This window comes from Syntrophomonas sp. DTU019 (assembly GCA_913757435.1).
Lineage (GTDB): Bacteria > Bacillota > Syntrophomonadia > Syntrophomonadales > Syntrophomonadaceae > DTU019.
In genome coordinates this window covers 1-14,998 of sequence record CAJYDM010000001.1, presented here as the reverse complement: position 1 = coordinate 14,998, position 14,998 = coordinate 1, and the positions used below count along the sequence as shown (strand labels likewise).

Here is a 14,998-nt window from a genome sequence, read left to right as displayed (position 1 = left end):
ATTGGAGCAGAACTTTGTCAGGTAAAATCTTAGTGGTTGATGATGAAGACAGCCTGGTCAGGCTAATTACATACAATTTGAACAAAGCTGGCTTTGAAACTGTATACGCTTACGATGGACTGCATGCCTGCCAACTTATCTATCACGAGCAGCCTGACCTTATTATCCTTGATTTGATGCTGCCCGGTAAAGACGGGCTGGAGATCTGTCGGGAAATGCGCGCTGCTGGCTTACCAATACCGATAATAATGCTTACGGCCAGGGATGAAGAAATTGATCGGGTTCTGGGATTGGAGCTTGGGGCTGACGATTATGTAACCAAACCCTTTAGCGTGAGGGAATTGACAGCCCGAGTCAAGGCGGTTTTGCGCCGCAAAGGCATAAAAGCGGAAGCTCAATCGCTATCAGACTGTGTCAAGGTCGGCAGCTTTGAAATCAGGCCTCAACAATACGAGATTTACCGCCATGGTCAGCTTTTGCAGCTGACATTGAAGGAATACGAACTGTTCTCACTATTACTCAGAAACCGGGGCAAGGTGATGAAGCGGGACTACCTGCTGCAAGTTTTATGGGATTCACCGGCAGGAGTTTCCACACGGGTTCTGGATGTTCACGTCAGCAAACTGCGCGACAAGATTGAAGCCGACAGCAGTCAGCCCGCATTGATCAAAACCGTACGCGGAGTGGGCTACAAGTTTGAGGAAGACGGGAATGAATAAGAGTTATCACTATAAATTATTTACCGCTTTCCTGCTTACCATTCTCATCTTTTTGGGCTTATTGACAGCACTGGGTTATTACCAGTTCAAGAATTATTATCTGCAAAGCCTTGAAGCCAGATTGGTCAAAGAAGCCTATCTGGTGGCTGACATGTGCTGGTACCGCACACAGGATAACGGCTTGGTGCGCAGCTATCAGGATATATGTGTGAGCGCTGCCCGGGACGCTTCCACCCGAGTGACGATAATCAACTCTCAAGGGATGGTATGGGGCGATTCTGAGGTATCTCCCCAACAATTGGATAACCACAGCACCCGTCCCGAAGTCTACGCCGCCCTGCAAGGCAAAACCGGGGTGGAGATCCGCTACAGTGATACCCTTAAGATGGATATGCTCTATGTGGCGGTGCCTTTCTCAAACCAGGAGAGTAGCGGCGTGGTACGCATGGCAATGCCGTTGTCTGATTTGCAGACCATCTATGACCACGCACTTATGGGGATTTTGATGGTGGCCTTAGGATGTGGCTGCTTGGCATTCTTATTGAGTTTCGTGCTTATCCCTTATTTTTCCCGGCCTATCCGGGAGATAACTTCGGCCGTACAGGAAATGGCAAGGGGTAATTATAATCGGCGCATTTCTATGCATAGCGAAGATGAACTGGGAATACTAGCCGCTAGCTTTAACGACATGGGGCAGCATATAGAACAGAACCTGCAACAGATCTCAGAGGTCAAAGATCGCCTGGAGGCGATTCTCAGCAACACAGTAAACGGTATCCTGTTGATCGGGCGGGAGGGTCGCTTAATATATGCCAACCCTGCTGCAGTCTTGCTTCTGGGGTTAGAGGCTGATTCTATTGGCCGCAATTATACTGAGACCCTCACTGCTTTTGAAATTCTGCAGATGGTTGATGAGGTTAGGCAGAGTCGAAAGCAGAATAAGCAGAGCATCGTCCTTCACACCCGTGGAGATCGTACCGTGGAAGTCAATGTGGTACCGGTGATATACGAGGGCGAGACCAGTCAAGATATCCTGCTGGTCTTCAATGATATATCTGAAATGAAGCGCCTGGAACAGGTGCGCCGGGATTTCGTGGCCAATGTATCCCATGAACTGAAAACCCCGGTAGCCACCATCAGCGGATTTGCCGAAACGCTATGGGATGAGGAAGGCCGGAATCCTGCCAATGTGGCTGAATTCTCGCGCATAATTTACGATGAAGCTCAGCGTCTGAGCACTTTAATAAATGAATTATTGACCTTGTCCAGGTTGGAGGCAGACACGGTAAACCTCAATCTGCAGAAGATTGATCTCAATCATATTATAGCCACAACGGTAAGCAGGATGGCTATTTTAGCGGGGCAAAAAGGTGTGAGTATTCACTATCCTGAACTGCCAAGAGCTGTTGAGATATGTAGTGACGCTGAGTCTATCGAGCAGATTATAACCAACCTTTTGGACAATGCCATCAAATATAGCCACCAGGGAAGCAGCATCGAAGTTAAACTGGAAGATCAACCTGACCGGGCCATTGTCAGGGTTAAAGATCATGGCCCAGGTATACCGGTATCCGAATTACCACGGATTTTTGAACGCTTTTATCGGGTGGATAAGGCTCGCTCCCGCAAAACCGGGGGCACCGGCTTGGGCTTGGCCATTGTCAAACACCTGGCGGAAGTATTAAAGGCACAGGTGAGTGCAGACAGTACCTTGGGTATCGGCTCTACTTTTTCGGTCACCTTCTTCAAATAATCAAACCGATCCGCCTCAATAATACCAACCCACATTTACACAAAATTTACATAGGATTTACCCAATTGCAAAACAGCTTGCGATTATCCTTTACATTGAACGCCTATTCTATAGGTGATGAATACTTAACAGTGATTGATAAGGAGGAAAGCAAGCATGGATTTATACACGGTTAGAAAGCACAGTAGTATTCTCATGGTAGGAATGTTACTTTCAGCGGTATTGCTGATGGCCGGCTGCGGCCAGACAGACCCCAGTGCCGCCCCCAAGGATGGTGCCGCTCTAAGCGGTTCTCTGACCGTGGCGGGATCAACCTCAGTGCAGCCTTTCAGTGAGGTCTTAGCCGAGGAGTTCATGGCCGCTCATAAGGGAACGCAGATTAATGTCCAAGGCGGAGGTTCTAGTGTAGGGGTCGAGGCTGCCGTGTCAGGAACCGCCCAGATAGGGGCAGTTTCACGGACTGTAAGCAGTGAAGAAAAGAGTAAGGGTGTGGTTGATACCACCATCGCCCTGGATGGTATCGCAGTAGTAGTTCACCCCAGCAACCCGATCGCCTCAGTCAAAACTGAGGATGTGATGAATATCTACCTGGGCAACATCAAGAACTGGAATCAGTTGGGCGGACCCGATGGCCCCATCACCGTGGTCTCCCGTGAAGATGGATCCGGCACCAGAGAGGCCTTCACCACTTTAGTCATGAATAAGAAGGATACTATCAAGACAGCTATTGTGCAAAACTCTACCGGTGCGGTCAGAACTACCGTGGCTGGTGACAAGAATGCCATAGGATATGTATCCTTATCCAGCCTCAACCAGGAGGTTAAAGCACTGCCCATAGATGGGACTGAAGCTACCGAGGCCAACGTCAAAAATGGCAGTTATAAACTGCAGCGGCCCTTCATCTATGTTACCAAAGGCGAACCGACTGGACTCAGCAAAGCATTCATCGATTTCATATTAAGCCCTGAGGGTCAACAGCTGATAGTCGAAGAGGGTGCCGTCAGCGTGAAGTAATAAGATGAGAGAAAGCATTTTATTCCCAACATCAGGTGGAATGGCGATCATCCCCGGTGCCAGAGCTGGCACCGGGGCGAGTAAGGGAGAAAACATGAAAAGGGGTCCAGCAAAAAAAAGACGGTCCCATAAAGAAAGCTTTATCGAAAAGACTCTGGCCTTCAGCGCTGGCCTATTCGTTATGGTAATTGCTGTTATCACCATTTTTATTTTCAGCAAAGGGCTGCCAGTATTCCTGCAGGTGGGCTGGCAGGATTTTATTTTCGATACCGATTGGCGGCCTACCAGAGGCATTTTTGGGATAGGTGCCATGGTCTTGGGTTCAATAGCGGTGACCGTGTCGGCCATGGTATGGGCAGTGCCATTAGGAATAGCGACTGCGGTATTTATGGCGGAAATCGCCCCAGGCCACATAGGCAGGATGTTGGGCAGTCTGGTGGAGTTGCTGGCGGGAATACCCTCAGTGGTATATGGCTTCGTGGGTCTGCTGGTAGTGGTTCCATTTATACGCCAGCATCTGGGCGGGAACGGACTCAGCGTTTTAGCCGGGGCCATAGTTCTGGGGGTTATGATTTTGCCGACGGTTATTAATATCTCCCGTGATGCCATACTGGCGGTACCAAAAGAATATGCTGAGGGCTCACTGGCCCTGGGTGCTTCCCATCACCAGACCATAGCCCGGGTAATCATACCGGCAGCCCGTTCTGGGATTATTACAGCTATAGTCTTAGGGATGGGCCGGGCCATAGGGGAAACTATGGCAGTGGTAATGGTGACAGGGAATGCGCCCGTTGCCCCGAATAGTATACTGGCTCCGGTCAGAACCATGACCAGCAACATTGTTTTGGAAATGGGGTATGCCAGTGGAGATCATCAAGGGGCCCTATTCTCTACCGGCATGGTACTGTTTGTATTTATAGTGGCTTTAAATCTGGTAGTCAATCGAGTCGCTAAGGCAGGTGGAATAAATGGCAAAAAATAAATGGTATGATCGTATGATAACGGCGGCCTTCTGGTCGGCAGGTCTGTTTATAGTCCTAATCTTAGCCAGCATCATAGCTTATATTGCCGTAAAGGGCATATCTGCTATCAGCCTGGATTTTATTTTACAGCCGCCCAGCAGAGCGGGGCGGGCCGGGGGTATTTCCACCACCATTGTCAGCACGGTATATTTGACCTTGATGTCTTTGTTGATAGCCGTGCCGGTAGGGGTGGGCAGCGCCATTTATTTACAGGAATATGCCCATAGCCAGAGCCGATTTGGCAGACTGGTCAACCTGATCGCTGAAACTCTAGCCGGGATACCTTCAATAGTTTTCGGCCTGTTCGGTTTTGTATTTTTCGTGGTCTTCCTGGACCTGGGATGGTCGATCCTGTCGGGGAGCCTGACCTTGGCGATCATGATTTTGCCAACAATCACCCGCACCGCCCAGGAAGCCATTCTGGCGGTTGCCCATGAGTACCGGGAAAACAGCCTGGCTCTGGGGGCCAGCCGCTGGCAGACGGTGAGCAGGGTGATTTTGCCATCGGCCTTGCCGGGAATCGTAACCGGGATTATCTTATCCATCGGCAGAGCGGTAGGAGAAACAGCGGCCATCATTCTCACTGCGGGCAGTTCCCTGGGAATGCCTATAGCCCCCAGTGATCCGGCCCGCACCATGGCAGTGCATCTATACCTGATGGCCATGGAAGGTATCTCCGCCGAGAGGGCTTTTGGAACTGCATTGTTGTTGGTTATTCTCATCGTGATTATCAATTACCTGGCCAATCTAAGCTTAAAGAGATTTTCACAGGCGGTGCGCTGAAGGAGGAGCATGATGGAGCCTAAAAAAATGAAAATGAGAAGTGAAGGCCTGGCAGTTTTCTATCAGCAATACCAGGCTCTGCGCGGTATAGATATGAACATTGCGGCCAACCGCGTTACCGCCTTGATCGGACCCAGTGGCTGCGGAAAATCCACATTCTTGCGCACCCTAAACCGAATGAATGATCTGGTGGAAGGGACTACCATCAAAGGTCAGGTGTATCTCGATGAAGTCCCCATCTATGACAAAGAGGTTGATGTGGTCGGATTGAGGAAACGAGTAGGGATGGTTTTTCAAAAGCCTTCCGTATTTCCTATGTCAATATATGACAACGTGGCTTATGGACCGAGAATACACGGTATTAAGAACCGCAGCCATTTGGATGAGATTGTGGAAAAGAGCCTCAAGGCCGCCAATCTTTGGGATGAAATGGGCAGCCGATTGAATTCACCCGCCAATCGCATGTCAGGAGGGCAGCAACAGCGCCTGGTAATAGCCCGGGTGCTGGCGGTCGACCCCGAGGTCATTCTCATGGACGAACCTGCGTCGGCCTTAGATCCCATATCAACTGCCAAACTGGAGGAATTGATTAGCGAGCTCAAGAAGAACTACACCATTGTAATCGTCACCCACAATATGCAGCAAGCCGCCCGGGTTTCAGATTATACCGGATTTTTTTTGAGCGGCGCCTTGATCGAATTCAACACCACCAGTGAGCTGTTCGTCAACCCGGCCAACCGACAGACAGAAGATTATATCACCGGCAGATTCGGTTGATGATTATATATTAGATATATGGAGGAGGTAATTCGTTTGGCCATTGAATCATTGGAAAACCAGTTGCAGTCATTGAAGGAAGACATATTGAAGATGGGGCTCCTCTTGCAAGAGCAGATCCTCTTAGCCAACCGCGCCTTGACCGAAAAGAACCTGGAATTAGCCCAGGAAGTCATTTCCAGGGACGACATTATAGATCAAAAGGAATTAGATATAGAAAAGAAATGCCTCTACTTGATTGCTCTAAAACAACCCATGGCCAAGGACCTGCGCTTTATCGGCACCGCCTTGCGCATCATCGTGGACCTGGAACGCATGGGGGATCATGCTGAGGATATCGCCAAGATCGCCATTCAGCTTTATGAGCAGCCCTATATGAAGCCGCTCATCGATATACCCAGGATGGCGGGAATTGCCCAGGACATGGTAATGACCGCTATGAAAGCCTTTATAGATGGTAACTCTGACTTGGCTATGAGCCTGGTGAACATGGAAAAGCAAGTGGAGTATCTATACAATGAAGTTTTCACTGAACTCTTGGGATATATGATGCGTGATCAAGGCCATATTCCTCAGGCAACCGCCTTGCTGCTCACTGCCGGGCACCTGGAGAGGATAGCAGACCACGCTACTAATGTAGGTGAAATGGTGATATACATGGTGGAAGGCAAAAGGGTAGATCTTAATGTCATGGCCCGGTCCAATCCATAGTTATTAATTTCAAAATACCTGGGCAAAGGATGTCCTGAGTAACCGTCCCAGCCTACTTCTTTCCGTCTATGCAACCTCAAGTTTACACGGACATTCTCCCAATTCGCTAAAATTGGTACACATATTGCAATATTAATGCATATTAAGTCCCTATCTCTCATTGGCAACGGGCCCGGGACAGGATAATCCCCCCACCCTCCCCGGGCCGGGCCGATTTTTTAATATCAATATTTTCCCTCCATGCCGGCTTAAAATCAGGCCGGCCCTTTTATCAGAGGCGATGGCCATTCCCTGGAACTTGGGAAATATGAACGGACTCACACTGGCAAAAGAGTACTTCACCGCCTGCGGTTTGCCCATGATCGATCTATAGATGATGCAGAAAGAAAATTGGCCTTGATACAATAAACAGGAGTCAAGCCCTGGTACAGGAATCATGCTTGAAATCTGCACGCCTCCATGCGGTACTTGCCACCGGCTTGAGCACTATGCGGTGCGCTTTCTTGGAGTGTAGCCAGACTAACTAAATCAATTACTTGAAAGCATGCTTCTGGAATTGCTGCTGAATCCAGAACATGCTTTTTTGACCTTATATGTTAAGTTCTTGCAGTACAAATTATACTGGAGAAGCTCCCGCTGCGAGCATGGTGCATCACTGTGGCTTGTTGATAAAGGCGGATCGGGTGAAAAGCGGTATTCCCCAAACATCCCTTTATAAGTAGGGTTGCAGCTAAGGCCACCTTAAGATCGCCGTCCCATATTGGTGGGATTCCTGCAAATCTGTGATGCGAAGAGGTTATACATCTTGTCAGCTCAGATATGGGCTGGTAGGATAGAAACTGTGTTGAGATATAAAGAAGATACATCAAATACCATAGAGCCTTTAAGGTTTAGCCGGATGTGATCATAGGTTTCGAGTGCCCAATATATGTCTATTTATCAATCCTCGATATAAGGCTTGATCGATATATTATAGGTGCTGAGGGCAGTAGCACAGGGGACCTGAGTTTAACGGTCAGCTAATAATTGGGCTGTTAGCGGAGGTGGAGATAAACATAGACAAATCAGGTTCGGGGTTTTTTTAATAAGCAGCACTCTTCACTAAGGATTGCAAATCGGGGGGAAAGAAATTGGATGCAACAAAAACAGTAAATAGATGGATTTATTTAGTGGTCGGTGTGATCACTATGTTATTTGCCGGAATTATCTACGCCTGGTCGATATTGAAAGCTCCTCTGGCCGCCGAATTCCACTGGACCCCGGCTGCCCTGGCCCTAAATTTCACCATCATGATGTGTTTTTTCTGTGTGGGCGGTATTCTCACGGGTGTTGTAACCAAAAGATTTAGTGTGAAGGTGCCGGTCATCATTGGTGGAATTCTGACTTTTCTTGGCTTTTTTCTCACTTCACGCATGAGCGGTGCCAGCACCACAGACCTTTATCTGAGCTACGGTGTATTGACCGGATGCGGGGTTGGAATGGCCTATAATGCCATTATTTCAGGAACCATGTCCTGGTTCCCAGATAAAGCCGGTACCTGCTCCGGAGCACTCATGATGGGATTCGGTGCCAGCACCCTGCTATTAGGCACTATAGCCAGCAGCCTGATAGAATCGATTGGCTGGAGAAACACCTACGTGGTGCTGGCTGTTGCCATCGGTGCCATTCTCGTGACCGCTGGCATGATTATCAAATTCGCTCCCGCTGATCTGCCGCTGCCTAAGGCAGCAACAAACAAATCTATTAAAGGCCAAGACCTTAAACCCCAGGATTATACCGCCGCAGAAATGACCAGTGGCGCCACATTCTGGAGATTCTATTTCTATTCCATTCTTACTGCGGCTATTGGCACCACCGTCATCAGCGCTGCCAGGGACATATCCATGTCAGTTGGGGCAGCGGCAGCTCTGGCAACAACTCTGGTAGGGGTACTGGCGGTCTGCAATGGCCTGGGCCGGATCATGGCAGGAGCATTATTCGATTCCTTAGGGCGGCGCACTACCATGTTGATCGCCAATGGTATCACTATTGCTGCCCCGGCAGTGACCCTGGCCGCGGTCCTCTACAGCAGTGTGCCATTGGTGATAGTCGGACTGTGCCTCTGCGGCTTTTCTTATGGATGTGTGCCTACCACCGCATCGGTGGTTATCAGTTCCTTCTACGGAAGCAAGAACTTCCCCCTGAATTTCAGTATTGTTAACACCTTTTTGATTCCGACATCCTTTGTGGCCACTCTGGCGGGTTCATTTGTGACTAAAACCGGCTCTTTCACCTCAACCTTTATAATGCTGTTGGTGTTCTCCATTGTGGCCCTGGGATTTAACCTCAGCATCAAACGACCTGACGGAAAGAAGTCATTGGGAACAGCTCATACTCAGGTGCCAGCCAGCGGAGAGGCAGGGGGAAAATAACCCCCTGCTGTTTTTTGGTTTATTTCTTCTGCACCGGAATCCAAACCTCGCTATAAGCGTAATTATTCTTATCTTCATTCATTTTAGTAAATGAAAAGGTGGGGAGATTGATTACTTCGTAATCGGAAGCAGGAAGCCATTCCGCATATATTCTGGCCATGGTATTTTGTAAAGTGGAAGGAAATGGTCCTTCATTGGGGAATATGGCCCAAGTACAGGCTTTGACCGGCACTTTTTCCAATAGCTCGCTGACCTGATTTTCAGTGGTCAAAACACCGATCAGGTGGGTTAGACCCCCTTCTTCTTTTAAGAAATTGGCGTCAGCATCATAAGAGGCATTGACAACTTCATAAGGCTCCATATTTTGCAGGGCATGCATCGCTGCTCTTTGTTCAGCGGTTATGCTTTCGGCAAGCTTTACAATCTCCTGGTTAACACCTTCAAACTGCATAGGAACTCGTTTGCTCACACCCACCAGATTAAAAGCTGGTTTGTCTTCAATTCTAAATTCCATGGAAACTCCTCCTTTAACGGTTATTGCGAACCATAGCCTGGGAAACGATTTGCTCAGGCCTTTTTTGGTTGCATCTGAGGGCAAAAACCCGCTCCATTTTTTAAATGCCCTGGTAAAGCCGTCTATTGACTGATAACCATATTTGAAAGCGACCTCGGTTACCTTTTCTCCATTCAATAGATCCTTATTGGCTTCCGCTAGTTTTCTGCCTTTGATATACTCACTGAGCGTAAACCCGGAAAGATAGAAAAATATCTTTCTAAAATGATAATCAGAAACCCCGGCATATTCAGCAATTACTTCCAGAGATAGATCATCGGTCAAATGAGCTTCAATATAATCCATGACCTGATTTAATTCCTTTAACAATGACCGGCCTCCTTCCCATATCCACATAATACCCAATGCTGCCTAAAAGCTGCTCGACTTATTTAACAGCAAATATATCGATTGATCAAAAAGAACCGCAGACCTAACCGAATCTGCAGATTTCGTCGCGCCTCAGCAGGCGGTTTACCAACTAGCCATATTGATGCGGCTATGGAATATTTTAAGCTTCAGCACATTGAGGTCAAGGCTTTGCATTTCGATAACGCCAGTATGAGCCCTCCACCAGAACTCTGCTGGAACCGCGATTTCCGCTGTATTTATTGGCACGACCGGTAATGGTTGTATATTTCCCGCTTCGTGATCAGTCTCCTTATGTGCAAGTTTTTTCCCAGGCCTATAAGGACATTCCAGCCAGCCCCGTTTTAGCAAGCTGCGGACTTCACGGATTTATGCCATATTAAAGAAAATTCCTTGGATTATGATGGCTGGGTCATTAATTAGAGAGTATTGGAAATAGGCGTTGCCATCAAATGGCAGCGTCTAATAAAGATGCTTATCCGACATCATTTAGTAGACTGCCATAGATGAGGGGAAATACCCGCTTTAATGCCCGGATAGGCAGTGAGACGCTACATTTGCGTGATTTGTCACCTATCGGTTAGGCGGGTAGAATGGAACAGTAACTAAACATACCAGTTATTACCTTTTAAGATGGGTTGATTTGCGGTAGCATTTTGCTTAGTACACCAAACTTAAGTTAGCGAAACATCTTAGGGTTATCGGGGGAAAAACAAAGAATTGCGTTGTGCTAAATAATTGAAGATTTAGAGGAGCTGGTTTCATGGCAGATATAAAATGGATCAGGACTCACTGCGGGCGGATGGACCATGGTGGTTGCACCCTGCAGGTGGGGGTGAAAGACAACCGCATTGTTCAGATTAAAGGTGATTTGGACGGTTATCTTAATAAAGGCTATACCTGTTACAAAGGCCGCGTTTCAGCTGACCGGCTCAACCATCCCGACCGGTTAGGCCACCCTTTAAAAAGGGCTGGACAACGCGGCGCGGGCCGATGGCAGCAGATCACCTGGGATGAGGCTTTAGAGGAGATCGCCGGTAATTTGCTGGATATTAAAGAGCGCTGGGGAGCCCGCGCGGTGGGCTTTGGGGTAGGCATGCCCAAAGGATTGGAGCATTTCGTCCTGATCCGCCTGGCCAACTTGTTTGACTCCCCCAATGTGGTCGCTTCTCAGGACGTATGCCATGCCCCCCGCGAAGTGAGCGGTATGCACACCTGCGGCTTCTATCCGGTGGCCGACCTGCACAACCCCACCAACCTGATAATGGCCTGGGGCAGCAATGTCTTAGAAACCAATGAAGAAGGCCAGATTTCCAACTTGACCTTGCAGCAACTCAAGAACGGCGCCAAACTGATAGTGGTCGATCCGCGCCGCACCAGACTGGCTGATCGGGCTGATTTACACCTGCAGCTTAAGCCGGGGACTGACGCCGCTCTGGCCTTGGGGTTCATTCATGTGATTATCACTGAGTTGCTCTACGATGGTGATTTTGTGGAAAATTACACCTTTGGTTTTGAAGATCTGTGCAGCCATGTGCAGCGCTTTACCCCTGAGGTGGTAGAAGCTATCACTGGCATTAAGGCTGATTTCATCAAGGAGGGGGCTCGCCTCTATGCTGGCAGCAAGCCGGCCGCCCTGCAATGGGGCAATGCAATCGAACACGATCTTCATGTATTTGATTCTGCCCGGGCTCTGGCCTGCCTTATGGCCATCACCGGCAATCTGGAGGTCCCGGGAGGCAATATAAATGCCCATGACCCCAAAATCATGGGACTAGGTCAATTCGTTCGCGCTGATCTAATTCCCGACAAAGCCAAGACGATGATCGGAGCCCATCATGGCACCATCCCCCGTATGATGACGGTTCCACCGGCCTACTTCCGACAGGCGATATTAACTGAGAACCCTTATCCGGTTAAGGGGTACTATGGCATGTGCACTAATCCCCTGCTTATCTGGGCGGACAGCCAGACCACCTATGCAGCTCTTAACCGGCTGGAGTTTATTGCCATAGCCGACCTGTTTATGACCCCCACCGCTGCCATGGCAGATATTGTGCTACCCGTAGCCCACCAATATGAAATCAATGACATCGGCCATTACGGCCTCGGGCACGGTATGATCTTTGCCCGTCCTAAGGTGGTGGACCCTCCCGAAGGTTGCTGGCCGGACATGAAAATCCTCAATGAACTGGGCAAACGCGTTTCACCGCCTGAACTCTGGCATGAAAACTATGAAGAATTCCTGGAAGATGTGTTGAAACCGTCTGGTTTGAGTTTCGCTGAGTTTTGCGAACTTGGCTACCTCAAAGGCCCGGACCGCTTCAAACTGCATGAGCAGAAAGGATTTAAAACACCAACCACGAAAGTGGAGTTAAAGCTTAGTCGGGCAGATAAGTTCAAAGTCAAAGCCCTGCCGGATTACACCGGGCTGCCCGAGGATGAGTGTACTGCTTATCCGCTGTTGTTGATAAGCGCCAAAGACCCCCATAATCTCCTTTCCTCATACCGCTGGGTGGAGAAATTACGCCAAAAAAGCCCGCTGCCAATGGTCGAGATAAATCCGGAAACGGCTGCAGCGTACGGTATAACTGCCGGAGATGAAGTTATAATATCAACTCCTTACGGTCAGATTGTGCAGCATGCTGATGTTACCGACCGGGTCCAGCCCGGGGTGGTCTGTGCCGCTGTGGGATGGTGGTTCCCGGAAGGCAGCCCCGATACACAGTATGATTGGCAGAAATCCAACTTTAACAACCTGACCTCTATAGCCAAATTAGGACGGGAATTCGGCACTCCCAACCTAAAAAACCTTCCCTGCAGGGTGACAGCGAAAATGTAACCAGAGTATTTTAGAATGCGCTCGGGATGAGCGCATTCTAAATCTATCCCGCCAGAAGTCTAACCGCCCGATCTAGTTCAGCACTTCCTCCGGTTACCCTGGAAAACCTATTCTCTTTGAAAGTGGGCGTTTCACGTTTTGGATTGCTGTGTCCTACCAGGTCGCTGACCGCGCTTACAAATCCCCAGCCGGTTCCCCGAAACCGTTCCAGGTCGGGTGCATTATGATAACGGGTAAGCAATTCCTGCCGCAGCTCATACACCCTATTATGACGCCGGCCGTCTTTAGGCAGGGGTAATACCATCTCGATCAACTCCTCAAGTCGCTCATCATTCACCCTGGTTTTAAGCAGCATCTCGGCGGCCTGGCCGAGTTCAGAAACATACCGTGTTGTGAGCCGAAGAGTACGAGACGCTTCCTGCAGCTTATCTTCCAGCCGCCCGATATGAATCGTAGCCCAAGACCGTTCAGCTTTTCGCAGAGCAAGATTGAGGGTATTCTGGCAGACCACCCTTATCGGAGTGACAGCTACCCTAACCGCGTGGCGGCCATCATGGCCGTTTGTAAAGAGCAGGTACGGAACGACTTCATCGCCCAGGATTTCCCGGCTATCCATTCGGGCCAGCATCCAAATCCTTTTGCCGCCCTTTAAGCTTCCGGCTGATTCATAGCGGATACCTTCCTGGCCCAGCAGCATATCGGTAAAAGCGAAGGCCTCCCGGTTCTGAACAATACGGTAGTCTTTGCCCACAATGCCCAGAACCTTATCGTCAAAATCGCGGACATTAGCAAAATAATCTTCAACGTCTTTACCATTGACTTGCACCGGCTTCCGCAGCACGTTCCAATCTAATCCCGAAAGCTTCAATGCGGCAGCGCTATCTGGGGCTACCTCCACATTGATCCCTAATCCGTGCCAGGGGACCTCCCTTACATAGAACATCGATTCCACTTCATGAGCCATGTCCTTACTCCCCCTACCAAATATTTGCCTCCAGTATTACCTTACATAATGACACGTTCTTGTCACATCAAACAATTACAATCTATATCAAGTCATCAATAGTAGGAACTGGGCAGATATTCAGATGTTCTTGACAAGAAAAACTAATATGGGAGGACATTGATTGGAAGACTCAAAGAGCGATGTGTTTAAGATAATGTAAGATAAATTTCGCAAATATGAATGCGCCCAAATTGAGACAATACAACAAACCGCGCTATCCGGCGCGGTTTGTTGCTTTTGGTGCGCCTATCATGAGTGCTATCTTCTGCATGATTGTTGTTGTGTGTGCGGAAGGCCATTGCCGAAAATGAGTACACAATTAACAATCAGCGTTGGGCAGCTTACCACCGGCGTGACTATACCCGAATGGACAGCTGTAATGATGCTGAGCAATGTCTCCAGCCCGGCTCTATATATGCAGGCCGCGTTCCGATGCCAAAACCCATATCACTAGGAGAAAAACTGTAAATATTATAGCGGGGGATTGTTCAACAAAATAGTTTTCGATGAGGCGATACGGGAATTCCTAAATATACGCGAGAGACTCGCGGATTATTTTGATGAATCCCATGAGGAGGATGTCTTCAATTATATACCGCCGCAGGAGACCAACCAGATATTCACGCCAAAACAGGTTGTAAAGATAATGATGGTGCAGAAACTCGAAGATGAAGACCCGCATGTATTTGAAGATCCCGACAAGACCTTTATTGATTTATTCATGAAGTCCGGACTTTACATTACAGAATTGGTAAAACGCCTGTTCAACAACCCGGTAATGAAAGAGAAGATACCTGATAACGATGAGCGATTAAAGCACATAGAAGCAACTGTATGGGCTTGCACCCAGCGATATAATCTATCATATTGCAACGAACTATATTTTCAGTTTTGATACGGAAAACAGAATCAGTCGTAAGCATTTCAAGAGCGTCGATACAAGACCTGCTGTCAAAGTGGGGAAACTTGATAAATTATTGGCTGCGACATTCGATGACTTGGAAGAGCATGAAAACATTAGAGTTACATCTAAAGAAG

At 48.6% G+C, this 14,998-nt stretch carries 12 protein-coding genes; 10 read left to right on the top strand and 2 right to left on the bottom strand.

Features of this window, described 5'->3' with window-relative positions; genetic code table 11:
* The first annotated feature begins 14 nt into the window (after positions 1-14).
* The 8 genes from AC15IQ_RS00060 to AC15IQ_RS00025 all read left to right on the top strand — a co-directional run bounded on the left by AC15IQ_RS00060 (position 15) and on the right by AC15IQ_RS00025 (position 9,190).
* Positions 15-719 carry a response regulator gene (locus AC15IQ_RS00060; RefSeq protein WP_483176561.1) on the top strand — a complete coding sequence of 235 codons (705 nt, stop codon included), beginning with the start codon at positions 15-17 and terminating at the stop codon, positions 717-719.
* Positions 712-2,472: a two-component system histidine kinase PnpS gene (gene pnpS, locus AC15IQ_RS00055; protein ID WP_483176560.1), complete on the top strand. Its 1,761-nt coding sequence runs from the start codon at positions 712-714 to the stop codon at positions 2,470-2,472. Before AC15IQ_RS00060 ends, pnpS begins: the two co-directional genes overlap by 8 nt.
* Before the next feature lie 156 nt (positions 2,473-2,628).
* A complete protein-coding gene (locus tag AC15IQ_RS00050; RefSeq protein ID WP_483176559.1) occupies positions 2,629-3,486 on the top strand; it encodes a phosphate ABC transporter substrate-binding protein in 858 nt (285 codons plus the stop codon).
* A gap of 94 nt (positions 3,487-3,580) precedes the next feature.
* The gene (pstC, locus tag AC15IQ_RS00045) at positions 3,581-4,468 is read left to right on the top strand and encodes a phosphate ABC transporter permease subunit PstC (RefSeq protein ID WP_483177707.1); all 888 of its coding nucleotides are present in this window, start codon (positions 3,581-3,583) and stop codon (positions 4,466-4,468) included.
* Positions 4,455-5,291 (top strand): phosphate ABC transporter permease PstA, encoded by an 837-nt coding sequence (gene pstA, locus AC15IQ_RS00040; protein WP_483176558.1) that lies wholly within the window; start codon positions 4,455-4,457, stop codon positions 5,289-5,291. The genes pstC and pstA overlap by 14 nt, the downstream gene beginning before the upstream one ends.
* Positions 5,292-5,303: 12 nt before the next feature.
* Positions 5,304-6,068 (top strand): phosphate ABC transporter ATP-binding protein PstB, encoded by a 765-nt coding sequence (gene pstB, locus AC15IQ_RS00035; protein ID WP_483176556.1) that lies wholly within the window; start codon positions 5,304-5,306, stop codon positions 6,066-6,068.
* A 36-nt stretch (positions 6,069-6,104) separates the two neighbouring features.
* Positions 6,105-6,779, top strand: a complete 675-nt coding sequence (phoU, locus tag AC15IQ_RS00030) for a phosphate signaling complex protein PhoU (RefSeq protein ID WP_483176555.1) — start codon at positions 6,105-6,107, stop codon at positions 6,777-6,779.
* Between the two features lie 1,130 nt (positions 6,780-7,909).
* A complete protein-coding gene (locus AC15IQ_RS00025) occupies positions 7,910-9,190 on the top strand; it encodes an MFS transporter (protein WP_483176554.1) in 1,281 nt (426 codons plus the stop codon).
* Between the two features lie 19 nt (positions 9,191-9,209).
* Here AC15IQ_RS00025 and AC15IQ_RS00020 read toward each other — a convergent pair whose 3' ends face one another.
* Complete coding sequence (locus AC15IQ_RS00020) at positions 9,210-10,073, bottom strand: AraC family transcriptional regulator (protein ID WP_483176553.1); 864 nt, start codon at positions 10,071-10,073, stop codon at positions 9,210-9,212.
* Between the two features lie 802 nt (positions 10,074-10,875).
* Between AC15IQ_RS00020 and AC15IQ_RS00015 the strand changes: the two genes are divergently transcribed.
* Positions 10,876-12,954 carry a molybdopterin-containing oxidoreductase family protein gene (locus tag AC15IQ_RS00015; protein WP_483176552.1) on the top strand — a complete coding sequence of 693 codons (2,079 nt, stop codon included), beginning with the start codon at positions 10,876-10,878 and terminating at the stop codon, positions 12,952-12,954.
* A gap of 43 nt (positions 12,955-12,997) precedes the next feature.
* On the opposite strand, the gene AC15IQ_RS00010 is transcribed toward AC15IQ_RS00015, so the two are convergent.
* Positions 12,998-13,918: a DUF932 domain-containing protein gene (locus AC15IQ_RS00010; protein ID WP_483176550.1), complete on the bottom strand. Its 921-nt coding sequence runs from the start codon at positions 13,916-13,918 to the stop codon at positions 12,998-13,000.
* Between the two features lie 526 nt (positions 13,919-14,444).
* Between AC15IQ_RS00010 and AC15IQ_RS00005 the strand changes: the two genes are divergently transcribed.
* Positions 14,445-14,855, top strand: coding sequence for a hypothetical protein (locus tag AC15IQ_RS00005; protein WP_483176549.1), 411 nt, complete (start codon positions 14,445-14,447; stop codon positions 14,853-14,855).
* Positions 14,856-14,998 lie beyond the last annotated feature (143 nt).